Below are 22,657 nucleotides of genomic sequence, written 5' to 3' on the forward strand. Positions count from 1 at the left end.
TCGAAATTCGACGAGAGGTACCGGTATCACCGCCGGACCAATCGTCAGGGAGGGATACCGATCCCAATGAGTCACGCGACTACAGCGGGATCACGGCCACTATTCGGGATGTGCGGAGAATGCTAGTCGGCGGGAGATTCCCCCTCCAGGGAGCTCCCATACTGGTGCACTGCGTAGAACCCGAGTGCGTACATTCCGAATGCAAACGGTCCGACAGCGAAGATTCCAATCGAGAATATCCCGACCGAGAACACCCCGACAGAAAACACTCCTACGGAGAAGATTCCGGCGGAGAGCACACCGAGACTGAAGTTCCCTGCTGCGAGGAACCCGAACGCTGTTTGTCCGGCCGCCAAGACTTCGTACCCCGCGATCGTCTCGACACCGGCCAGTGTCAATAGCAGCGCAATCATCAAGAGGCCGATCGCGACGAGACCGCCGGATTCTTGCCAATCTAGTTTCATATCTGTTCGTTCGGCCGAAGGAACCCTAATTATTCCGCAGACTCTCCTCTGTTAGGAATAATCAGCATATATATGTGTGACATATAAAGTGTCTCTACTGATAGAATCGGTTTTCGTTACGACCATCTGCACTTCACTATTTGACAGTTGTGTTGAGAGAGACCGTTTTGGGCCCCTACCGAATTACCGCATCCCACAGAACAGCGCCAGTGACCAGCGGCCGACGCACCGGGAGACGTGTTCAGCCTCGGCCTTCGGTTGGTGGTCCGCCACCGTCGATTTCGAGGACTGTCCCAGTCACATAGGCACACAACTCAGCGGTGAGAACGAGAACACCGTTGGCTTGGTCCTCAATTCGACCGAGACGGCCGAGTGGAACGCGTGAGGCGTCTTCCTCGTGCCACTCGTCGTCGATGTGTTCTGTCAACGTCGGAGTAAGGGTGCCACCGGGACAGACGGCAGTGACCCACACGTCGGGTGCGAGGTCGCGCGCGGCGTGTTTGTAATATGACGCCCCACTTTGCCGTCGTGGAGTGGATCCCACGGTTGACACGCACCTTCCGACCAGCCATCGAGGAGATGTTTCCGGTCTGGCCCTCGCCGCGCTCTACCAGTCCCGGAGCACCTCCAAGCGGTGGATTCGCCCGCTGGGTGGACTGCGCTCCGAGGCGGTTGACGAGCCGCAATGCGATCGAGGGGTGTCGAGTCCTTGGGACCGATGATTTCGCGAGATAACGACCTGGCTCGTACTGTGTGTTGGGTGACAGTCACGGCTCACCGGATCGTATCCGAGAGGCTGAGCCGAACATCCTTACCCGAGCCACGACCAAGATTGCGTAGCTGAGCGAGTCAGTGATCATTTCAATGGTGCGTCGAAACAACGAGCCGGTGCGTCAAATCAATAATGAGGGCCGCTGAGGTCGTCGGCGAGCCAACCACCGACGGTGGAGCGAACGCTTCGTGGCGTTGGGCGACAGTGCTTGCGGTCCAGCCGGTGTTGACGATCGGAGCCTGCCTCGGCGCGCTCCTGTTCGGTCTCCTCAGCACCGCAACGAGAGCCTTCGGACTGCCGGCGTATCTACCGATATTCCCGGGGGCGCTGACCCTTGTGTTCCTCGGGGTAGCCTACGTCTACACACCGATTTACGCTGCTGGAGTAGTACTGGACCGACGGTCTGTGCGAGCGTCTGCCGCGGTATGGAGTCCATCGAGATTGGTCCTGCTGGGCAGTGGTATCCAGGCCATATACTTCGTCGTCCCGATGGTGCAGGCCTATGGGGGTGAGACGTTCGAAGAACTGGTGTTCGGCTCGGTTGAGCTCGCGGCGCTCCTGAGTACTGGGATTCTGACAGTCCAGTATCTGGCTGTCCGCGACAGCAACCTCCCCGGAACCCCCGCGCTTGTCTCGCTGTGGTCCAGCGTGTGGTCTCGCGTCACTACCTTCTTATGATTGGTCTGTTTGTCTCGGAGTCGTGCCTCTCCGCCGAACAAAGACTGTCGATACACTCTACGCGGATGTCGAAGCCTCCGATCTCGTTGTCACTCCTGACGCCCCGTTTGCGAGCGCGCTCAACCGGCGCCTCGATCGTCCTCACTTCGGCACGTTCGCCACCACGCCTCGCCGGCTCGCCGCTGGCCGTCGCGAACAGGCGGAGGATCGCGTCGCCTTTCTGGAGCTCATCGAACAGACCGACCACGACTGGAAGGCCATCGCCTATGCGATCGGGAACGTCCTCCAGTGCTGGGAGCACCAGGGTCATCTGGATGCCATCCTCGACTACGATGCCTACGTCGACGCAACGACCCGCGACGTCGTCCAGCGGATGCGGACCCTTCGAACGACCTCGAAACAGCTCACCGAGTACACGATCGACGACTCCCAGTCGGTGGCCGTCGTCGGCTACGAGCAACTGACCGCCCTCGAGCGCAGCATCCTCCCGGAGACGTTCGATCGGATCGAGTTGTTCACCGACGACGCGTTCGACTATCCGGCGTTTCACGTCTTCGAGTCCGCGACCGATATCGTCACTGCGCTCTTGGATACGATCTCTACCGACACCGCCGAGGATGTCGCGATCGTCCTCGACAGCGGCAGCCAGTACTCCTCGCTCGTCGAATCGGCACTCGAAGCTGCCGGGATTCCATTTTATGGTGGCCCAGGATTCATCGATGATCCACACCATCGAGCCGTCATCCGCCTGCTCCGGCTCGGGTTCCGGGGGACTGAGACGACCATCGCTGACGCCCAGCCCGTATTGACGCAGCTGGGGCTCGACGTTCCCGTTGACGACCAGCACAAACGGCTGGATGCAGTCACTGTCCCCGAGCTCGAGTGGGTGCAGGAGCTCTGGCGGACGATCGAGACGCAGACGTTTGCGGACGTGCTTGAGGCGTATACTCGCCGCACTGATGTCGAGTTGACGCGCTTCGAGGAGGAACTGCGAACGCTCGGGCTCGCTGACGAACCAATCACCGAGGCAGGTGTCGACCGACTTGCGTACTATCTGCAGACCTACGAGGTGCCGATCGATCGCGACAACGAGGGTGTGCTGTTGGCCGACGCGAAATCCTCCGCCTATGTGGATCGCCCCGTGGTCTTCCATCTCGGGATGGGGCAGGACTGGACGCATTCGGCGCCACAGCGGCCGTGGGTCGATACCGACACCCAGTTCGAACGCTATATCGGGAGCTTCCAGCGCTTGCTTCAGAGTGGGGAGCAGCAGTACTATCTCGTCCAAGACACGGCTGGCGGGGAGCCGATCACACCCTGTCTGTACTTCGGCGAACTCCTCGAGACCGACTTCGAGCGGTTCAGCGATCTCGAGGCCGTCGAACATCGACGGCGACCGCGCTCGAACGACGGCGGCTTCGATCGTCACCCGCTGGACGTTGGGACCGAAACGGTCCAGACGATCAGCCAGTCCAGCCTCAACAGCTACGTCAACAGCCCACGGGACTACCTCTTCGGGCAACTCCTCGAGACCCCTGATCAAGAACGGTTCGTCGAAGGCAACCTCTTCCACGACTTCGCCGAATTTTACGTGACTCACCCTGATGTCGTTGCCGACGCCGACCGCGATGCGCTCGTGGACGCGATGCTCGCGGAGGCCGATCCCTTCGGATCGCGGGCAGACGAGCCGCTTCGACGGCGGAAGTACCGCATCGGGATCGAGATGCTAATCGAGTACTTGGACGATAACGGGCCCGACTCGGAGGCATTTCTCACGGCGACGTCCGGGTGGGGGGAGAATTTCTTCGCGTCGTATTTCGACGCGCCGATCGACTCGCCGCTCACCGAGCGCTGGTTCGAAGACCACTCGCTGGGCGTGAAAGGGAAGATCGATCTGGTGCAAGCGCCGGATCACCTGCTCGATTACAAAAGCGGCCACAAAAAGCGCGCCACCCAGGTCGTAAAGCGGGCGGCGACGGATCCCCCAGCGGACACGCCGAACTTCCAGGCGGCGCTGTATCTGACCTATTACCGGACAGTCCACCCGGACGAACCGCTTGAGTTCACCTTCTTCCACTTCCTCGATCCGATGGCCGACGTGATCGCCGGCGACGCGGATCTGGACGGTGCGCTCACGACCGTCTCATACTATCCGTTCACGTTCGACGAGTACGTCGGCTCTCGGGACGCCTACGAGACGCTTCTGGACGGGTATACCGACTGCCGGGAGACCTTCGACGACCTCGGCTATCAGGCCTACAGCGAGAGTATGGCGCAACTGACGGTCCCCGACACGACCGACCGGGACGAACTCCGTGCCTCCGAGTTCGCTGCGGAGTTCACTGCCGCCGTTGATGCCGACACGTCCGATGCTGTCGACGCCGAGAAAGGCGCCGATCAGGCAATCCGAGCACTCAACGGCGTTCGGCGGCGAGCGTTCTTCCGCGAGGATCTGGATGCCTTCGAGGTGTTCGTCGACGAGCGTCTCGCGGAACTCAACGATCGGCGGGCCGGCGAGGAGCGCTTCCCAGTCGCGGGGGTGGCCGGCGAGCCGAACTACAGACGGGTCGACCACCGCGATCTCCTCTTGGAGGGTGAACACGATGGGTGAGTCATCGTCCGGACCGACCCCGAACGAACGTCAACAAGAACTCATCGAGAGCACCGACGGACTGTATCTCGTCGATGCCGGTCCGGGAACCGGGAAGACGTTCGCAATCACGCGCCGCTACGGGACGATCGTCGAACAGCCCGCCATCGAACCCGAAGACATCCTGCTGGCGACCTTTACGCGGGGGGCTGCCACCGAAATGAAAGAGCGGATCGTCGACCACAGCACGTACGCACTCAGCGATCTGGCCGACGCCCCGATCCAGACGTTCCATTCGTACTGTCACGATCTACTCAGTGAACACGGCTATGCGGCGCCCACCCACCTCGGCCTCGACGAGCGGATCACCGGCTCGACACAGATCATCGATGACGAGTTGCTCGAAGCCGAGCGGTTCCGCGAGTTCTTCAGCGGATTTCGGGACGACCATCCGGAGTACGACGACTTGTATCGGGTGCTCTCGGGGCCTGGCGAACTGCTCGATGTGATCACCGAACTCGCCTCGAAGGGGATCTTTCCCACTGCTGAGGGGTGGTATCGTGATGGGGAATCGCATCTCGATGGCGACCTCGAGGCGTTCACAGAGCAATTCGATGCGGTGAATCAGCCACGCAACGATGGTCGAAAGCAATCGGAGTTACGCGAGGCGCTGAGTGGCTTTGGGCGAACCAAGACCTACCACCCGGAAGCGCCGTCGAAGTCGGAGCTGCGCGGCGGGCGTGGGACGAAACAACTCGATGCGGAGGTCGCACGGACCGTCTTCGAGGAAGATCGTACGGACCTCAAAGCGTTCGTCCACGACGTCTACGTCGAGTATCTCCAGTTCGCCTTGCAGCGGAACTATCTCACCTTCAGTTTCCTCCAGTTGTTTGCATTCGTGCTGCTCTGTGAGGACCCGCGGGTTCGACAGGCGGCGCAGTTCGAGTACGTGATGGTCGATGAGTTCCAGGATACCAGCGAGATTCAGTTCAAACTCGCGCTGCTGGTCTGTGGGACCAATAACTTCTGTGCGGTCGGCGACTGGAAACAGAGCATCTACAGCTTCCAGTACGCGGATGTCCAGAACATCCTCGAGTTCGAAACCCGGCTCGACCAGTTTGCTGGGGATCTCAACAGCGATACCGAGCGGGTGTCCTTTGACACCGATGCGCTGACTCGCATCGAACTGGCGGAAAACTACCGATCGACGGAATCAATCATCGAACTCTCCGAGCAGACGCTCACGACGCCCGCCACGAGCGGTGAGGACGTCACGACGACGCTGGACGACGTCGTCGAACTCTCCGCGAACGCCGCCTTCGATAACACGGTCATCGAGGGCATCCAGCACGAGGACGAACACGAGGCAGTCCTCACGAAGATCCAAGCGATCGTCGGCAACGACGAGTACGCCGTCGAAGGCGAGGACGGTGATCAGAGGGCACCCGAGTATCAGGATATCGCGGTGTTCACGCGGACACGTGACTACGGGCGGGAGCTTCTCGATGTCGCTGCCGAGTACGACTTCCCGGTCGCCTACGATGGCGGGATCGAACTCTTCCGGACCGACCCGGCGAAGCTGCTGCTGGCGTGGCTTCGGATCCTCGAGTCGGATGCCGACCGCGGCTGGGCCGTCGTCCTCGAAGAGATCGGGTACACGTTCGACGAGATCGAGCACCTGCTAGAGACGGACTCGTATCCGTCCGCGCCAGTTGCGTTCCGCGACGAGTTGCGGGAGCTGGCGTCCGTGGGGGCGGTCACGCGGCGGGTGCTCGACCGCTACGGATACACGGGCGACACGGGAGACGTGCTCCTCCATACGATCCAGTCGGTGTACGATTCGACGACTCTCACCCGGGGCGAGTTGATGCAGTTCATCGAGCGCGGCATCGAGACCGGGGCGACGGTCGATATCCGCGCGACTGCCGGCGAGAACGCGGTGACCGTCCAGACGATCCACGCCGCGAAGGGCCTGGAGTATCCGATCGTCATCCTGGCGAATATGAACGAGGGCCGCTTCCCGCCGCGATCGCGTGAGTCGAGCATCATCCAGTACCAGGACCCGGTCGGACTCCGACAGCGGAAGTGCTACGCCGAAGACGGTGCATACCCTCACGTCTACGACAACTGGCGGCACGACGTCATCCGCCGGTGTCTGCCGCGTGCGTACGACGAGGAACGCCGGTTGCTCTACGTCGCCGTCACCCGAGCCGAGCAGCACGTCGTCTTCGCGGCCGGTGCTGAGTCAAATACGTTCCTCGAAGAACTCCCGGTCGATGTCGAGACCCTCGATGTGACCGTCGAGCCACTCGATCGAGCGACGTCAGCGGCCGCAGAACTCCCCTTTGCGATCACGACCCCGGAGGGCCCGATCGGCCAGACGCCACATTCGCTGATGGATGAGACCGTCTTCGAGGAGACGGCTGCACGGATGGAAACGGAAGCGGAAGCGGATCCGGATACTGGCCCGGAGACCCGCGCGGTCGACTTTGGCTCCCAGGTTCACGAGTTCGCTGAGGCCTATGCGCTTGGAGACGGGGTGACACCATCGAACTCCCACGAGCGTCGGGTCGTAGAATTCCTCGAGGGGCTTTCGGGTGAGCTACACGTCGAAGAGCCAGTCACGCTCCCGATTGCTGTCGATGGCCACCGCATTACCATCTCGGGGATCGTCGACCTGGTGCAGGTGACAGACGAGCAGGCGACAATCATCGACTACAAGACGGATCGGACGCGGCATGCCCAACCGGAGTACCGAAAGCAACTCAGCGTGTATTATCACGTCCTCGACGAGTGGTATCCCGAGAAAGACGTCACGGCGAGTCTGTTCTATACGAGCGACGGATCTCGAGTGCAGATTGAGCCACTCACGATTGGGGCGGTACGATCACTCGTTCAGAATCGCTGAGTACCACGGTGTTTGTTTCAGGGATCGACAACTGCATCGACCGTCAAACCGTGCTTGCGGATTAACCGCCGAGATTTCATCAGCTCGAAAGTTTGCTCCGGGAGCCGGACACGGTACGACGCGGGTATATCACAGACAGAGGATGTCGGTAACGACGAGTTCGTCTCGTATTTTCAGTGAGCAAGAACGAGCAAGCAGTATGTGCTTGTGACTGCCAAAGCATCAATACGAGATGATCGATTACTACGACCTGGTTCTCCTCGCGATCGCTGCAGTGATGATCGCAGGTGCAGCAATGAGTTTGCATCCCCTCGTAGCGCTTCATCAGGGGCTCGCTGCTGGGAGTCTGGTAGCGACGCTCTTCTTGTACGACGTACTCTTCCGGAATCCCCCGACTGAACCGACCACGTCTACGACCGCGGCCTCAGCCGCTGTTGGAGTCAGTTGGCTGCTAACGCTTATCCTGTCTCTGTAACTCTCTGCCCGTGTCTGGGGAACCAGTCACTGAGTCAGCGCGTAGCATCCCTCTGTCTCTCGCAAGACGGTCCTGACAGAACGGAGCAGAACGGACGCCGGCTCTGGTCTGTTCGATGCACTGAGGGATCTGCACTGGTGTTTTCACCGGGAGTTCACTGAAGCGACTGCAGAGTCGTACCGACGAATACAGCGACGAAACGAGTTCCTGTGCCAGAAGATCCACAGGTCGCTCTCGTGTCGTGGAACACAGAGTGTGGGCTGATACCCAGATAGGGGTCGTTTAAATTGAGGGTTCAAATAGTCCTCGTCGGGCCGGAGCCGCGGCTGAACTTCTCAGGGAAGTGTTGCATCTGCCATCGGATCTTCCTCCACGCTTATGTTTCTGTAACTGTATGTATGTGTATGGCAGACGTACTAATCGTCGGCGGCGGTCCCGCCGGTCTGAGTGCTGCACTGTTCACGGCCAAGAACGGGGTCGAAACAACCGTCTTCGACACAGACGAGACGTGGATGCACAAGGCCCATCTGTTCAATTACCCCGGGATCGGGTCGATAGATGGCTCGAATTATCTCGAGACGCTCCGCGACCAGGTTGACGACTTCGGGGTCGATCGCCACCAGGAAACCGAAGTCACTGCTGTCGAATCGACTGATGACGGCTTCACCGTCACGACCGACGACGGCGAGTATGCCTCGTCGTACGTCGTGCTCGCAACAGGCGCGAATCGGGACCTCGCTGCGGGTCTAGACTGTGCGCTCACTGACGAGGGTATCGTCGACGTCGACGTGACGATGGAGACATCGGTCGAAAACGCCTACGCGACCGGGGCAATGGTTCGAGCCGAGGAGTGGCAAGCCGTCATTTCAGCTGGCGATGGGGCCGCTGCCGCGCTCAATATCCTCACCAAAGAGAAAGGCGAACACTTCCACGACTTCGACGTCCCAGGGGATGCTGAGGAACTCTTCGGCTCCCTTGTCGATTCCTCGTAGGGATACCCCATCGCACCCAGGAACCGCTCACCGAGCGCGTCCCCACGCTGCTTGAACGGGGCGACCTTCTCCTGCAGGTCGTCGCTGACGCGCTCGATGCTCGCGAGCGCCAACTCCACGGCGATCTCGACGTGATTTTCTGCATTCGAGGCGGCTGGGGTCCCACGGACGCAGTATCCCGAGATTCCGCCACGTGTGGAGTATACTGTCGGACAGAACTATGTGAAAATTATCGGCACCTCGTGGGTGCCAAAATGATTCACGAACTTCTGTCCGACAGTATATGCGTCGGCCGGTGACAGAGATGAGGAGTGTGAGCGATTAGAACCGCTTCTCACGTGGGTCGAGGGGCCGTCGTAGGCCTCTTGTGCCGAATTGACCACTCACAAACTGAGAGCGAACGGGGTTCAGAGTTCCTCGGCGCCGTCTGTGAGGACTACTAACCGAGATTCAGTGGGACCCGATTGAGGGTTCGTAGAATATATGCTCTCGTTCAGCACTTCGTCCCCGACAGATCCGGACCAGCTGACGAATCGAGACGAAATACTATTAGTCTGTACTGAACGAGGTACTGTTTATTTTTGGGAGATTCATCGGGAATTTACCACCAAACGATGCCCCAACCCCGATAGAAAATATTGATCAGAAGATGAAGGCTCAAGAGAAGGCGCGCTCCGAGACGTACGAAAAATCGGGATACGCGTTGGTCGATCTCTATTCCGACTGGAATACCAAGCACTGTCCAGTGATCGAGGACATCGAGACGAGTGCGGCCGCTCTGGCTTCAGTACTGCCGAGGTCAGCCATCACCAGCGGGAAGGGATCGACTGGCGTGATCAGGGAGGCACCGACGAATAGAAGCAGCAGCCGTCCGGCCGTGCTGGTCGTCCACCGCTGCACTGGCTCGGCAGCGAATGTACGGTCGTCAGTCGGTTCGGTCACTCCCCTCCGTCAGGGACGATACGATGAGTCGTTCGATTCCACGTCGGAGGAGACCACCGGCTGCCGGCTGAGAGATGTCCAGTTCAGCGGCGACTTCGCCGAGCGTCGCGTTCCGTGGTTCCTCGAAGTACCCCGCGTCCAACGCGACGAGGAGTGCCTCTCGTTGACTGTCGGTCAACCCGGCGTCGGTAGTCCCTAGGCTGGCGTATTCGTTCACGCGCAGTAACTCAATGTCGATGTCGTGTTGTCGTGCAGTCTCCCAGAGCGCGGCTAGGTTCGCTCGTTCGGGCATCCAGACGGTAAATATCCAGGCGTTTCCGTCGTTTTCCATATCGAGTACAACACCGTTCGCGGTCGAGATGACCGGCGAGAAGATCTTCGCTTCGTCCGTGTACTCGAAGCTATAGATCGCTTTCCCGTCTCTGGTTTCGATCACCTGTTCGAATTCGCCAACGGTGTGGTCGTTCCGCAGTCCGTCTTCGAACCGGCAGAAGTCAGATGACTCTACGCGGTAGAAGAACTTCCCCGATGTCGGGTCGGTTCCTGCCTCTGACACCGACCTGACGTTCGAACTGCTGTCGTGCGCGACGGTCTCCGTGAGCACGACGTCGGGATGCTCGATCCGCACGATCGCCTTAATATCGGTCATCGTTCCGTGAGGTAGGCGGTTTGCGTATATGGCCGTTCGCAATCGGCTGGGTTTGGCGTGGTCGGCATTTACGATCGGTATCGTAGCACTGCATCTTGAGAGACCCGGCTCTCACTCCTCCGTATCGTCCTCGGCGTGAATCTTGGCTTGTTCGCGAGCACTGGGATTGGCCGACTCTTTGAACGGGACCTTCGCTACTGTCGCATAGACGGGTTCGTCGGGCTCCTCGGCGTACTCGTCCGGGAGGTGGACCGCGAACTCCAGGTCCAGATTCGCGTCGTATATCGAGTCGTCGAGGGGGGTGTCGGTCTCGGCCTGCAGTTTTGCCGCTGGCACGAATCCGAGGCCGATGTTGGCCTCGAGGCCCGGATTCCACCCCGCCGAGGTCAGATAGCCACACTCCTCGCCCGTCTCCGGGTCCGAGATGAGCCAGAAGTCCGAGGCCCATTCGAGGATCGGCTCCCCGGCCATTTTCAGCCCGACCAGTTTGTGCGTGAACGGGAACGCTCCGTCTTTGATACGTTCCTTCTGGCGTTCCAGTTCGGCTTTGCCGATGTAGTCGGCGCTCTTGTCGTCGGGGACCTGATAGCCGAGGTTGACCTGGAACGGCGACGTCTCGTGGTCCATATCCTGCCCCAGCGACAGGATGCCGGCGGCGATCCGTCGCCGACCGTTGACCGGCGTCGCGGCACCGCCGTGCTGCTTGACCGTTTCGAGTACCGGATTCCACACCGCTTCGGCGTTCGTCGTCGCCTCGCGGACGTATATCTCGAACCCCGCCTCGCCGGAGAAGCCCGTCTGGCTCACCAGCACCGGGACGTCGTTGATCGTCGCCTCCAGCAGTCCGTAGTACGGCACGTCTTCGACCGCGGCGTCGATGAGCGACTCGATCACGTCTGGCGACTTCGGTCCCTGGACCTGCATCGGGGAGACGTCGATCTCGTCGATCTCCACGTCGAAGTCGTTGCCGACGGTAACTCCTTGCAACCACTGCAGTAGGTCCGAGTCGGCGATAGAGAACCAGAACTCGTCGTCCTCGGGTCGGAGCAGGACGAAGTCGTTGAGGATGCCTCCATCGTAGTTGCAACAGATGGCGTACTTGCCGCGCATCGGCTCGATATCGGTCGCATCCCGCGTGATGACGTAGTCGACGAACGACTCGGCGTCGGGGCCCTTGACGCGAATCTGGCGCTCGACTGCGACGTCCCATAGCGCCACGTCGTTGACCAGCAGGTCGTACTCGGCTTCCGAGCCCCCGTCTTCGGGATCAATGAAGGCCCGAGGATGATACATATGGTTGTACACGGTCGCCTTGTGACAGCCTTCCTCGACGGAGAGGTGCCAAAAGGGCGACTTCCGGACCCGCGTCGAGACCACGAGATCGATGTCCGCGTCGCCCGTCTGACGCAGGTTCCTGGGGACGGTGCGGTCCGACTGGTCCACGCTCGGGTGGTTCGTATGGTGGTTTTTTCCAGACATTACGATCTATTTCGGTGGTTCTACGGCGTGGTTGAACAGGTATTCCCAGAGTCGCGTCAGCCGACTAGTTTCGCCCGACGGGGTGACCCCAGCTGGGAGATAGAGTTCTACGTCGGTTGTGCTGTCCCGGTCGTCGGCGTGGGTTTTCGCTGTCATACGACTGAATGAACGACCCGTAACCGCATTGGTCTGTAGCTTATTCGTATAACGTGTTTATACCGGGTCCGCAGAGCCTGCGGAATCTTCACCCGGTTGGGACCTCGCTGGACGAGATCGAATCGAGTGGCGGGTGGCGAACACCGAGACGACAATCATCACAGAGCACGCCGCGAGACGGCGTTGACGCGTGTCGGAGTCGTCCCGCGCCAGTGTATCGTAGCTCTGATCAGTCGTGCGCCCAATCTGTTTCTCCGTAGCTGATCCCGCAATTCCTGTTCACGCTCGGGTGCTCAAGCGGGTCCACCAGATCTTCGTGGTGATATTGGACACCGTCGATCAGTTGGCTGGCAGTTCGGAGTGTGAACTGGACTTCCCGACCGTCTGTTTCATCGATAGCACGCTCTGTCAGTTGCGTGGTCGTATTGAGAGGAGACTCGACGATATACAGAGAATAGGACATATCGTAAAATATTATTTGGTATATATTCTATCGGTAGAATACGAGTCCACGACTCCATCGGGCACAAGGCGCAAAACCGTAAATGAACCACGAGAACACGTTTTCAGACCCCGTAGCCTTGTACTGGGGTAGTATCTTTCTTGCCTTTCTGTGGTTATGGCTCGGCGAGACTCGGGATCCAGATTCCGTCGTGTTTGTTGTGCTGTTTATGAAACTTGGCGGTGGATTGGCGACGCTCTGGTTTATCGCCGAACTGGGGTCAATCGGTGAGACGCAGTTCCTGCTCAACCTTTTGTCACTAATCGCGTATCTGTTCGCGCTCGTGATTTTCGGGACAGGCATCGGTTTTAGAAATCTGTTCCGAGGCTTCTTTGCCTGGATCAGGTAGTACTCGCAATGGTACGGCTGATTCGGTGACTGCAGTCAGAGGGAAGTGAGACAAATCGTTCAGTATCGACGTTCCACGCCATCTCCCATCTGGCAGGTATTTACTCCGGATATCACAGGAATAGACTCCTGAGTACAGCGGAATCAGTCAGCGTTCGCCACCGACCACTGGTCGATGGTCGTTTCTGCGGAAGCGACGTACGTTCGTACCGCATAGAATGCGATGGCGTAGACGCCGTAAGCAACCGACCTCACGGCGACCATTCCGATCGAAAAAGTCCCGACTGAGACGCCCCACAGAGAGTATCCCAGCCATCGACAACACCAACGCAATCCCAAAGGCAAGCGCACCGCTACCTCCTGGGTATCGAGATGGTCGGTGAGTATCAGATCAACGTATTGGGCGTCGGTGAGAATATGAGCGGCTTTGTCTGTCCGAGTTACGGAAACGCTTATTCGATCCTCAGTGAAGACGGGGGCGACCGCAGGCCGACGCGGTCGATGTCCCCTGCCTCGGATCGCTTCCGCTGGATCAGGCGATCGGTGTGAGCGCTGAGGACGGCGAGCCGATCGTTTGTCAGGACACCGCGGAGACCGCAGACGCATTCGAAGCCCTCGCGGCGACGGTCGCGAACAAAGTCGGTGTGCTGCAACGCCACCATCACCAGACTGCAACTGACGGTGGTGAATACCATCCCCGCGGGGCGGATATCGATGACAGCTCCGAACTCCAAGCGTCAGTGCGAGTCAGCGACCTCGAGGAGGGATTCGGCGCCGCTGACAACGCAGGGTCCAGCATCCCGGCGGCGAAATGCTGCGTCGGCGTGATTGTCGGCGAGCGGGCAGTCCGATCGGCGCTCGACGGGAAGCCTCCAACGTTCCTTCACCTGTGGTGCGGTAGGCTTTCAGAACAACGCCACCGTGACGCGATATCGAGCGCGTGTCGCGGCGGGAAGCGTCGTCCTGAGCGCGGCCGCGACGATTTCACCCCTGCCTCGTTTATTACAGAATAATTACAAAAAGATGATTGAGTGAATAGCGGGAGCAACGCTATCAAAAGCCAATCGCGACGAGATACGCGCTACCTGCCGGTGAATCACTCAACCGTGCTTTTGAAACAACGTCGGTAATATATAATAAATTCGATAACTCTTATACAGTAGTGAGCCGACGTCCTAGGTGCGACCGACGGAGGTCACACGATGAACCCGAACGAACTGACTGGCTCGAACGAACCGGGCCGAACCGTGATCGCACTGGACACCAGACAGAGCAGCACTAAACTGGGGGTGGACCGATGACAGACACCCACTCGACGACGAAGGGAGCGGCCCCCGAGAATCCATCACGGGGGTATGTACAGTGGCTCGTCCTCGTGGCGACGCCGATACTCCTCGGCGCGCTGTTCCTGATCCATCCCGACGGCAGCGGCGGCCTGCACGGACTCCGTTCCTCGGCAGGGACGTGGCTGTACCTGCACGTCGCTATGCTGCCGCTCCTCGGCTCGCTGGGCGTGGCGTTTTACGTGTTGTTGGACGGCTACGAGGGGACCGTCGCCGCGGTCGGGCGGGCCGGTGTCGTCATATATATGACGTTCTACATCGCCTTCGAGGCCATCGCCGGAATCGCGAACGGACTGCTAGTACACGGGACACACACGCTGGCGGCCGAACACCAGAAGGGCATCGCAGCGGCGGTCGATGCACTCGCTGTCCCCTCGATGGCACTGGGGATGCTCGGAAGCCTCGGCGCACTCCTGGCGGTCGGTGCCATCGGCATCCTCCTGCGTCGGTCGGGTGCACCGATGGTCCCGGTCGTCTTGCTCGGCGGCGCGCCGTTCGCCACGGTGTTCCACGCCGGGACTCCGCTGGATGCGGTCGGTATGGGACTGTTCCTCGCTGGCGTGGTCTGGATCGAGTTGCGCTGGCGCAGCGGCGATGAGCACCACGCCACACAAGCGACCTGAACGCCCGCGACGACGTTGTGAGCACGTCACGATTCACCTGCGGATTCCGATTTCAGTCCGTACCGACAGGGCCAACGCGGTATTCCTCACTGAGAATCTTCGGCACGCCTGCGCCTCGCATCGGTGCCTTGGGACTCGAACGCCCGTGCGAGTCTCCGACGTTCCAGCGGGGAGTCGGCGGCTCCGAGAAGCGGGCCTATCTTCATTGTCTTGCCACGAGATCATCTCGTATGGACACCGAGCGGACAGCGACCGAGGTTTTCGGGCTGCTGGCCGACGAGATCCGACTCGACATTCTCCGCACCGTCGCCAGGGCACAACAGGGGAATCGAACGACAGGAGTCGCGAAGCTGTCCTTTTCGGAGATCTACGACCGTGTCAATGTCGATAGCACGTCCAAGTTCTCATACCATCTCGGAGAACTGACCGGGACGTTCCTCAGAAAGCACGAGGACGGCTATGGATTCACCCACGCGGGCGAGCGCCTGGTCCGGTTCATCCTGGCCGAGAACTACCAGCAACCATCGGACATCGGCACGATCGAGACGGACGGCATCTGCCTCCACTGTGGGGAGTCAGGTCTCCGGGCGGCGATTCAGGATCAGTACTTCCTGCTTCAGTGTCCAGCCTGTGAGCGACCGAACTTCTCGTACACAGTTACGCCCGCGCAGGTGCAGGCACACGACGGTGGTGCCCTGATCGACGCCGTCACGTGGGCGCTGGTTGGGGACATCCTCAAGATGCGCGAAGGGGTCTGTCCGGACTGTGCCGGCCGCATCCACACAGAGGTGATACCTGTGAGCGACCAACCGCTCGCTGACACGGATCCGGCATCGTTTGCGACGAGCAGCGAGTGCCAGCAGTGCCTGCGGTTTATGAGTCTCCCGCTCACACACGCGGCTGCGTACCACCCCGAGTCGGTTGCGTTCCACTGGGAGCACGGCGTCGACATTATGGGGACGGGAATGTGGGAGTTCCACCGCTACCTCCACGACGGGCAGTGGACCGCCGAGCAGGTGGGAACCGACCCCCAGGAGTACCGCATCGAATTCCGGCGTGAGGACGCAACGCTCAATGTGCACCTCGACGAGAATGCCACAGTGACACGAACCGAGCGCGTCCTGCGGAGAGACCAGGGGGACCGTCGGACCGGCTGAGCACCGGTGCGCGGAGTCCCGACCGATCCCGCTACCGAGGAGTTGTGATTTCGAACATCGAGTCGATCGTCTCGACGATTCAGTCGGCCCGGCTGTCGGAGGCGCTATCGAGATTTCGACCCCAAGGTACAGGACTCGGGATGTTCTATGTGCGGGCCGCTGAATCAAGCACTTGTCTCCCAGACGGATCGCCGGACCGATCAGCCGGTTCCGCGGTGGCGTTCACTTCCGGTCGGTGACCTGTCGTGGTGCATCGGAGCCGTCGGTCTGGCCGAGTCGGCCAGCGGCCGTCCGGCGCTGTTCCGAGGCGGGGACGATGTCGGTCCCGTCGCTGTCGGCGAGCCCGTGGGGCGGCATATTGTTGTAGACCGTTTCGTACTCGTCGGGCCGAACCACGTACGTTTCGTGCCAGATACCGACCGCGGCGTCCGCGTGGGTCCCATCCTCGTAGTACTCCTGCCAGGCGCCGAAGTGCAGTCGATCGCTGTCGCGGGCGTACTCGCGGAGGGCCTCGAAGGAATCCCAGTACTGGACGAATCCGACGTTTCGGATCCCGGGGCCGACCACTGTCCGGCTTTCGAGTAACCCCGATTCGGGATCCGAGAGCAGTTCTCGAACCATCCGCGGAGCGATCAGGAGGATCGGTAGCCAGCGATGCAGTTTCCAGAATGCGTTGATTCGGAGGCCGATGTGGAACACCACGAACGAGTCGTCGCGTTCGGCAGCCACCCGCTGTTCGATCGGTGCGTCGGAGTCGAATCCATCGTCGCTCATCGTCCTACTACTCCCGTGGCGATTCGGTAGGTGTTTCTCCAACATGTTGGATCAGCTCGCCCCGGGATATCCTCTCGCCCTCGTTTCTCAGTCAGACCGGCAGTGGGAGGTGTCGGTGATCTCGGCGGGCAGTAATCCAATATGTTGGACAAAATCTGACTCCGACAGCAGACAACGTTCACATATGGGAGTCGAAGACACCCTTCCGGTCGAACTGCCGACAGACAACACCAGTCTCACGCGGGCGTTCTACGTGTTCGTCCTGGTGCCGACAGTGCTGGGAGCGGCCCACCACGTCGATCACATCATCCGTGGCAACCACGTTGGCTGGCCACTCACGCCGGACGTCAACCCGTTCACCTACAGCCTCGCCATCTACCCGCTGCTGGCGATCAGCCTGTACCTGACACTGACTAGGCGCGTCGAGGCGCGGTACTGGGCCGGCTTCTTCGCTCTCAGCGCCGGGATGCTCGCGTACTTTCACATCAGTCCGTGGGCGGTCGAACCACCACAGGACGTGATGGTGCCGTACGCGAATCCCGTGTTCGGCTACCTGGCGTTCGGAATCGTGCTCGCGCTCATCGCCTCGGTCGTCGTCGGATCGCTGTACGGGGCCTTCCTGTGGTACCGAGCGGCGCGCCGACCGGACACGTCGGAGACAGCGTCGTGAAGTCAGATATCCCGAGGCAGGGCCCACCGCGATAGTTTTATTCAGTCAGACGTTGCACTCGTGCAACATATTGGCGCCTCGACAGCGAGAACCCACGGGGAGGTGGCGATGATCCGGGCACGCTTCCGTATGACCCTGGCCGAGGACCTGTGGGTCTCCGAGGTGTCGACGTCGTTCCCGGAGGCGACACTTCGTCTGCTGACTGGGGTTCCGAAGGGCGATCGGGCACTCGAACTGGGAGAGGTTCGCGCCGAGAACGCCGGAACCGTCGCCGATGCCATCCGAAACCACCAGGACGTCGTCGCGTACGATCAGGTGTTCGCTGGTGACCGACGGGTGGTCGCGCAGTACGAGGCCGACGAGAAGAGCCTCTATGAGTTCCTCTGGGCCTCCTCGCTTCCCCCCGAGTTCCCCATCGTCGTGGAAAACGGCGAGATGGAGTTCGACCTGACCGCGACCCAGGCACAGTTCGACGCGTTCGGCTCGGCACTCGACGAGCGGGGACGGCAGTACGAACTGTTGACGCTCGTCCATACCGACGAACGAGACGGCCTGTTGACCGACCATCAGCGGGAGTACCTGACAGCGGCCCACCGCCGCGGGTACTTCGACGTGCCGCGGGAGTGCACGCTCGCGGAGTTGGCCGATGCGCTGGGCGTCGACAAGTCGACAGTCAGCGTGACACTCCGGCGCGGAACCGAGCGTGTCGTCGGTCAGTTCCTGGTCGGTCGGGACTGAGTGCGATGGCGTCGGTGGTGCTCCGTTCGGAAGCGAGAACCGAACTCCCTTCGCGTCGGTGTGGTCAGCGTAACGGGGCCAGCGTACCGGTCGGTCACTTGGCCCGAAATCTGCGCGGGCGACGGGCAAAGAGGACCGACAGCGGCCCGAGCACGGTGCGGGTAGAGAGTGAGAGGGCCAATGCGACGATACCGGAGTGACGATACGTCCCAGCGCCCCAGTGTGCACCGAGGACGGTCGCCCCCACACCCATCGGAGACAGGCCGGGAAAGACCCTCCTTGGCCCGAATCTCGGTCCCTCGTTCGATCCCAGGCCGAGCGTCCAGTGGATCCGTACCCGGCCGGCCAGTACTTCAGCGGCGACGAGACTCCCGATGCTGCTGAGCGGAACTCGTATCATATAGTTGATGGTGAGGGAGCGGCCGCTACCGGGAGTCTCCCCTCGACAGATACTGTCGATCTGTCGTGTAAATTTCACTATCGTCACGCGATAACCAAAGGTTTTGTATCCGGTCTCCTTGGTGGATATGAGCGGATTTTGATATGAACACGCGATGGAGCCGCCGCGGAGTGGTACGCACTGCCGGATCTGGAATCGCGGGGCTCGCCGTCCTCGGCACTGCTGGTACGTCTGTCGGACAGACTGACTCGAAGGCGTCTATCACGTTCGCCGATCAAGCCTCGGACGGTTCGTCGGTCACGATCGACACCATCGAAACCGACGTCGCGGCCCGGTTCGTGCTCAGGAATCGCGAGTTGGGCGAGGTCGGTGGCCCGGTCTCGTTCGATGCAGGGGCGGTTGTCGAGGATTACGCGGTCGAGTTGACCACCGAGATTACCGAAGCGAAAACGCTCTCGGCAAACCTCTACAACTCCGAGGGGCAAAACATCGCTCGGGAGACCGCAGACATCATCATCGGTGAGTCGTCGGACTTGGTGCCCGGATTCGGACCGAAGCTCGTCGAAGCGGATCCTGCGTTCGGGTTCAACTATCCGTACTATCTCTACGCACCCTCAAAGACCACCGGTAGCGACCCGGGCTCGATTCTCATCGAACCCAACAACAGCGGAGAGACGACGGACGATTTCGAGGTTCAGCGACAGTCGGCAGCGTCCCGAATCAGTGGCGGGACCTCGCGAGAGATCAGTGACCGATTGACGGTTCCCCTGCTCGTCCCGGTGTTTCCTCGGCCACAGTCAGATCCAGTCGACTGGAGACACTACATCCACGCGTTAGATCGACAGACGATGCAAATCTCGGATGGTCCACTCGAACGGGTCGACCTGCAACTCCTCCGAATGGCGGACCACGCGCGCGAGTTGCTGTCAGAGCAGTCTTACGCCGTCGACGACCAGCTCCTCCTGAATGGGTTCTCTGCGTCGGGCAATTTCGTCGATCGCTTCGCTGTGCTTCACCCGGATCGCGTTCGGTCTGTGACAGCCGGCGGATTGAACGGAATGGCGATGCTGCCGCTCGCGGAGGCCGAAGGCCGGACGTTGGATTACCATATTGGAATCGCAGACGTCGAGGAACTCACCGGTGAGCCGGTCGACGTAGACGCGCTCGACGGGGTCAATCAGTTCCTGTTTATGGGCAGTGCAGACGGGAACGACACGATCCCGTACGACGACGCGTGGAGTGAGGGGATGCGGGAAGTCGCGCTCGAGGTCTATGGCGAGGAGATGATCACAGAGCGGTTCCCCTACTGTCAGTCCGCATACGAACAGGCGGGCGTCGATGCCCAGTTCAAATTATACGAAGGGGTTGCACATACGCCCGCCCCAGCACTGGAGGACATCGTCGAGTTCCATCGACGGAGTCTCGACGGCGAGTCCGTGAGCAGTTTCGATCAAACCCTCGGGTTCGAGCCGGTCCTCGAGCAGACTGCCGAACAGGCAGCAATCGGAGAAGCGATCGAATTCGATGCGAGCAGCACAGCGATCGGTCTGGGGAACATCCTCGCGCACATCTGGGAGTTCTCGGATGGCGAAACCCGGACGGGGCAAGTGGTGACACGGCGCTTCGACACGGCTGGTGAGTACAGCGTCGAACTCACAGTGATCGACGACAACGGACGCGAAGCGACGACGGAGACGACGGTTGTCGTCGGAGAAAACGTGGAACAGACCGCATCTGGTACCGGGACCGAACGTGACACTCCCTCGACTACGCCCCGGGAAACTGGACGAGCGACGGATCAGGACCGGAGAATCACGCTCCCGGGGATCGGGGTGGGAGTGGCCGGAACGAGTCTTATCGGCGGCGGGTTCTTGGCTCTCAGAGACCGGTTCGGACAGTAACGCGAGACACGCGTAGTTTGCTGCTGACGGCTGAACGTCACAGGGAATGGACGTGTTAGCTGTCTCGGAATCATCGCTTGGCATGAATCTTTGAGGATCGATATCCAACCGTCGAGTATGGATCTCGATCTCGGATTGGAAGGTAACGTGGCGCTGGTCACTGGGAGTGCGACTGGCCTCGGTCACGCCTGTGCAGAAGCGCTCTCGCGCCAGGGAGCGGATGTCGCACTCGCCGCGCCGAACTTGGACGACCTCGCGTACGCGGGTGACAGGCTCTACGCGCTCGGCGACGGCGAGATTTTCGGCCTCGAAGTCGACGTACGCGACCCCGAGCACCTGGCAGCACTCGTCGAGGAGACCGTCGACCAGTACGGCGGCATCGACCACCTCGTCACGGGACCCAGACCGCTCGAACCGGCGCGGTTCGCCGACGTCTCCAACGAGGACTGGTTTCGCGGATTCGATCGGCTGTTTATGAGCGTCGTCTGGGCCATCCGTGAGTCATCCGCACACCTCAAGGCGTCCGATCAGGGGACGATCGTCACCGTGGCTCCCCCCGCGATTCCTGCACTCGCCGACGAACTGTCGGTGGCGTCCGCGTACGGGCAGGCAGTCCGGGGGCTCGTCGATAGTCAATCCCGCGCGCTCGCGCCCGAGGTCCGCGTGAACGCCGTCGTCCCGGGTCCTCACGAGACCCCAGACTTAGAGGAGATCCTCGCCGAACGGGTCGAAGCCGGCGAGTTCGACGACGTCAAATCGGCCTGGGACGCCGTGCTCGCGGACTGTCCCTCCGAGTCGCCAGGCCGCCCGCTCGATCTGGGGAAGGTGGTCGCCTTCCTGTCTAGCCAGCACGCGAGTTTCGTCAACGGTGCGACAGTCCCGGTCGACGGCGGATGCGGGCACTGAGCCTCGGATTCGAAGCGGCATCGTCGGTGTTTCGCGACTCGGGATGGAACCGTCGATCGCTGGTCTCAGCGACTGTCGAGAATTCGTCTGTGCTACTGTTTCTAACACTGTAATCTGTATTTGACTCTCCGATCGAACTTTACTCTATCAGGGCCAACCGCGAATTGATGACCCTACTCGGAGAAGGTCCTGTTTTCCTACAGTCCGCTGCATCCAGCCCCGAACTGTTGCTGCAGTTAGTGCTTCAATTGGTGTTGGCCGCGCTCGTGGTCGCAGGCATGTGGAAGACGTTCCAGAAGGCCGGGGAACCGGGGTGGGCGGCGATCATCCCGATATACAACATCTACGTGATACTCAGAATCACGGGTGGTGCGTGGTGGTGGCTGCTGCTGTTGTTTATCCCAGTGATCAACTTCGTTGCGCTCGTGAAGATCAGTGTCGACCTCGCTGGCGCGTTCGGGAGAGGTATCCTGTTTGGTCTCGGTCTCACGCTCCTGCCGATTGTGTTCTACCCGATTCTCGGCTTCGGCGGGTCCCGGTATCAAGCGACGACCTGACTCCGAAGTCGTCGTCGCCGTCCGTTCACCTCTTGATACGCCGGAGTGCGTTGTCGAGCGTCACTGCTCTCGGGACGGCCAGTTCTCGCGACCAGACAGCCACCCATTGGTAGCCATACCGGAACGCTGGGTCCAGCGGAGTGCCGGGAGGCAGCAGTGCATTTGCCCTTCCCTGTCTGTGCTGTTCCCGATGGCACCCGGAGGCTCGTCCGACGCGACTGCGATCTTCCATCCATTTGCGACAAGATCGGACAGTGAGAGACGACCGGGGACACCCCAACAGTCGGTCGGATTCGGGGAGCGTCTGAGACACGAAGCCGATCAATCTGCTAGTCAGGCTGCCACAGACGACTCTCCTGAGTGCCTGACCGGTCGCCGGACTTCCTGCGGGTCGAATCGATCGGTCTGCTTGCGCATCCGGCCTCAGGGTATCGAATACTGGTAGTGACGTCACAGTCCGGACAGGCATCACTGGCGATGTGCCAACAGACACGCGATTGCTCGTGCGACGCTGATTCGCCACCCCGACTCCGGTCGCTCTTGGAGTCGATGATTTCGATATCGTCTGAGGTCAGGTGCACTAAGCAGACTGTACCAGAGACCGTCACGCACCTGCCGTCAGCCGTGAGCGAA

The 22,657-nt window shown here is 60.6% G+C and carries 20 protein-coding genes; 14 read left to right on the forward strand and 6 right to left on the reverse strand.

The window, feature by feature from the left end; all coding sequences use genetic code 11:
- Positions 1-122 precede the first annotated feature (122 nt).
- The gene (locus BLU74_RS13015; RefSeq protein WP_089767991.1) at positions 123-464 is read right to left on the reverse strand and encodes a hypothetical protein; all 342 of its coding nucleotides are present in this window, start codon (positions 462-464) and stop codon (positions 123-125) included.
- 241 nt (positions 465-705) lie between these two features.
- On the reverse strand, positions 706-1,017 hold the full coding sequence (locus BLU74_RS19605; protein ID WP_394327876.1) for an SDR family oxidoreductase: 312 nt from the start codon (positions 1,015-1,017) through the stop codon (positions 706-708).
- 351 nt (positions 1,018-1,368) lie between these two features.
- Between BLU74_RS19605 and BLU74_RS13025 the strand changes: the two genes are divergently transcribed.
- From BLU74_RS13025 to BLU74_RS13045, 4 genes are all read left to right on the forward strand, one after another.
- On the forward strand, positions 1,369-1,914 hold the full coding sequence (locus tag BLU74_RS13025) for a hypothetical protein (protein ID WP_089767997.1): 546 nt from the start codon (positions 1,369-1,371) through the stop codon (positions 1,912-1,914).
- 22 nt (positions 1,915-1,936) lie between these two features.
- Entirely contained in the window at positions 1,937-4,525 is a 2,589-nt protein-coding gene (locus BLU74_RS13030; protein WP_089767999.1) for a PD-(D/E)XK nuclease family protein, read from the forward strand.
- Positions 4,518-7,412: a UvrD-helicase domain-containing protein gene (locus BLU74_RS13035; protein WP_089768001.1), complete on the forward strand. Its 2,895-nt coding sequence runs from the start codon at positions 4,518-4,520 to the stop codon at positions 7,410-7,412. Before BLU74_RS13030 ends, BLU74_RS13035 begins: the two co-directional genes overlap by 8 nt.
- 879 nt (positions 7,413-8,291) lie before the next feature.
- Positions 8,292-8,879: an NAD(P)/FAD-dependent oxidoreductase gene (locus BLU74_RS13045; RefSeq protein ID WP_089768005.1), complete on the forward strand. Its 588-nt coding sequence runs from the start codon at positions 8,292-8,294 to the stop codon at positions 8,877-8,879.
- A 714-nt stretch (positions 8,880-9,593) separates the two neighbouring features.
- On the opposite strand, the gene BLU74_RS13050 is transcribed toward BLU74_RS13045, so the two are convergent.
- From BLU74_RS13050 to BLU74_RS13060, 3 genes are all read right to left on the reverse strand, one after another.
- Positions 9,594-9,821 carry a hypothetical protein gene (locus BLU74_RS13050; protein ID WP_089768007.1) on the reverse strand — a complete coding sequence of 76 codons (228 nt, stop codon included), beginning with the start codon at positions 9,819-9,821 and terminating at the stop codon, positions 9,594-9,596.
- On the reverse strand, positions 9,805-10,470 hold the full coding sequence (locus tag BLU74_RS13055; RefSeq protein ID WP_089768009.1) for a helix-turn-helix domain-containing protein: 666 nt from the start codon (positions 10,468-10,470) through the stop codon (positions 9,805-9,807). The genes BLU74_RS13050 and BLU74_RS13055 overlap by 17 nt, the downstream gene beginning before the upstream one ends.
- Before the next feature lie 111 nt (positions 10,471-10,581).
- Positions 10,582-11,949 carry a glycine cleavage T C-terminal barrel domain-containing protein gene (locus BLU74_RS13060; RefSeq protein ID WP_175454650.1) on the reverse strand — a complete coding sequence of 456 codons (1,368 nt, stop codon included), beginning with the start codon at positions 11,947-11,949 and terminating at the stop codon, positions 10,582-10,584.
- A 701-nt stretch (positions 11,950-12,650) separates the two neighbouring features.
- Between BLU74_RS13060 and BLU74_RS13070 the strand changes: the two genes are divergently transcribed.
- The 5 genes from BLU74_RS13070 (at position 12,651) to BLU74_RS13085 (ending at position 16,078) form a co-directional block, all read left to right on the forward strand.
- A complete protein-coding gene (locus tag BLU74_RS13070; protein WP_089768014.1) occupies positions 12,651-12,956 on the forward strand; it encodes a hypothetical protein in 306 nt (101 codons plus the stop codon).
- Between the two features lie 416 nt (positions 12,957-13,372).
- The gene (locus BLU74_RS19360; RefSeq protein WP_245705803.1) at positions 13,373-13,504 is read left to right on the forward strand and encodes an Mrp/NBP35 family ATP-binding protein; all 132 of its coding nucleotides are present in this window, start codon (positions 13,373-13,375) and stop codon (positions 13,502-13,504) included.
- A complete protein-coding gene (locus tag BLU74_RS18525) occupies positions 13,501-13,968 on the forward strand; it encodes a hypothetical protein (protein ID WP_245705798.1) in 468 nt (155 codons plus the stop codon). Before BLU74_RS19360 ends, BLU74_RS18525 begins: the two co-directional genes overlap by 4 nt.
- 284 nt (positions 13,969-14,252) lie before the next feature.
- On the forward strand, positions 14,253-14,921 hold the full coding sequence (locus BLU74_RS13080) for a hypothetical protein (protein WP_217635378.1): 669 nt from the start codon (positions 14,253-14,255) through the stop codon (positions 14,919-14,921).
- A 230-nt stretch (positions 14,922-15,151) separates the two neighbouring features.
- Positions 15,152-16,078, forward strand: a complete 927-nt coding sequence (locus tag BLU74_RS13085) for a DUF7351 domain-containing protein (protein WP_089768016.1) — start codon at positions 15,152-15,154, stop codon at positions 16,076-16,078.
- A 222-nt stretch (positions 16,079-16,300) separates the two neighbouring features.
- Here the strand turns inward: BLU74_RS13085 and BLU74_RS13090 are convergent, their stop codons facing one another.
- A complete protein-coding gene (locus BLU74_RS13090) occupies positions 16,301-16,852 on the reverse strand; it encodes a DUF4188 domain-containing protein (protein WP_089768018.1) in 552 nt (183 codons plus the stop codon).
- A gap of 184 nt (positions 16,853-17,036) precedes the next feature.
- Here BLU74_RS13090 and BLU74_RS13095 point away from each other — a divergent pair, with 184 nt between their 5' ends.
- The 5 genes from BLU74_RS13095 (at position 17,037) to BLU74_RS13115 (ending at position 22,024) form a co-directional block, all read left to right on the forward strand.
- On the forward strand, positions 17,037-17,522 hold the full coding sequence (locus BLU74_RS13095; protein WP_089768020.1) for a hypothetical protein: 486 nt from the start codon (positions 17,037-17,039) through the stop codon (positions 17,520-17,522).
- A 129-nt stretch (positions 17,523-17,651) separates the two neighbouring features.
- Positions 17,652-18,260 (forward strand): helix-turn-helix domain-containing protein, encoded by a 609-nt coding sequence (locus tag BLU74_RS13100; protein ID WP_217635379.1) that lies wholly within the window; start codon positions 17,652-17,654, stop codon positions 18,258-18,260.
- 570 nt (positions 18,261-18,830) lie between these two features.
- Positions 18,831-20,561 carry a PKD domain-containing protein gene (locus BLU74_RS13105; protein WP_175454651.1) on the forward strand — a complete coding sequence of 577 codons (1,731 nt, stop codon included), beginning with the start codon at positions 18,831-18,833 and terminating at the stop codon, positions 20,559-20,561.
- 117 nt (positions 20,562-20,678) lie between these two features.
- The gene (locus BLU74_RS13110) at positions 20,679-21,467 is read left to right on the forward strand and encodes an SDR family NAD(P)-dependent oxidoreductase (protein ID WP_089768024.1); all 789 of its coding nucleotides are present in this window, start codon (positions 20,679-20,681) and stop codon (positions 21,465-21,467) included.
- Positions 21,468-21,634: 167 nt separating this feature from the next.
- Positions 21,635-22,024, forward strand: a complete 390-nt coding sequence (locus tag BLU74_RS13115) for a DUF5684 domain-containing protein (protein WP_089768026.1) — start codon at positions 21,635-21,637, stop codon at positions 22,022-22,024.
- Positions 22,025-22,657 lie beyond the last annotated feature (633 nt).

This window comes from Halobellus clavatus, from assembly GCF_900107195.1.
Classification (GTDB): Archaea; Halobacteriota; Halobacteria; order Halobacteriales; family Haloferacaceae; genus Haloquadratum; species Haloquadratum clavatum.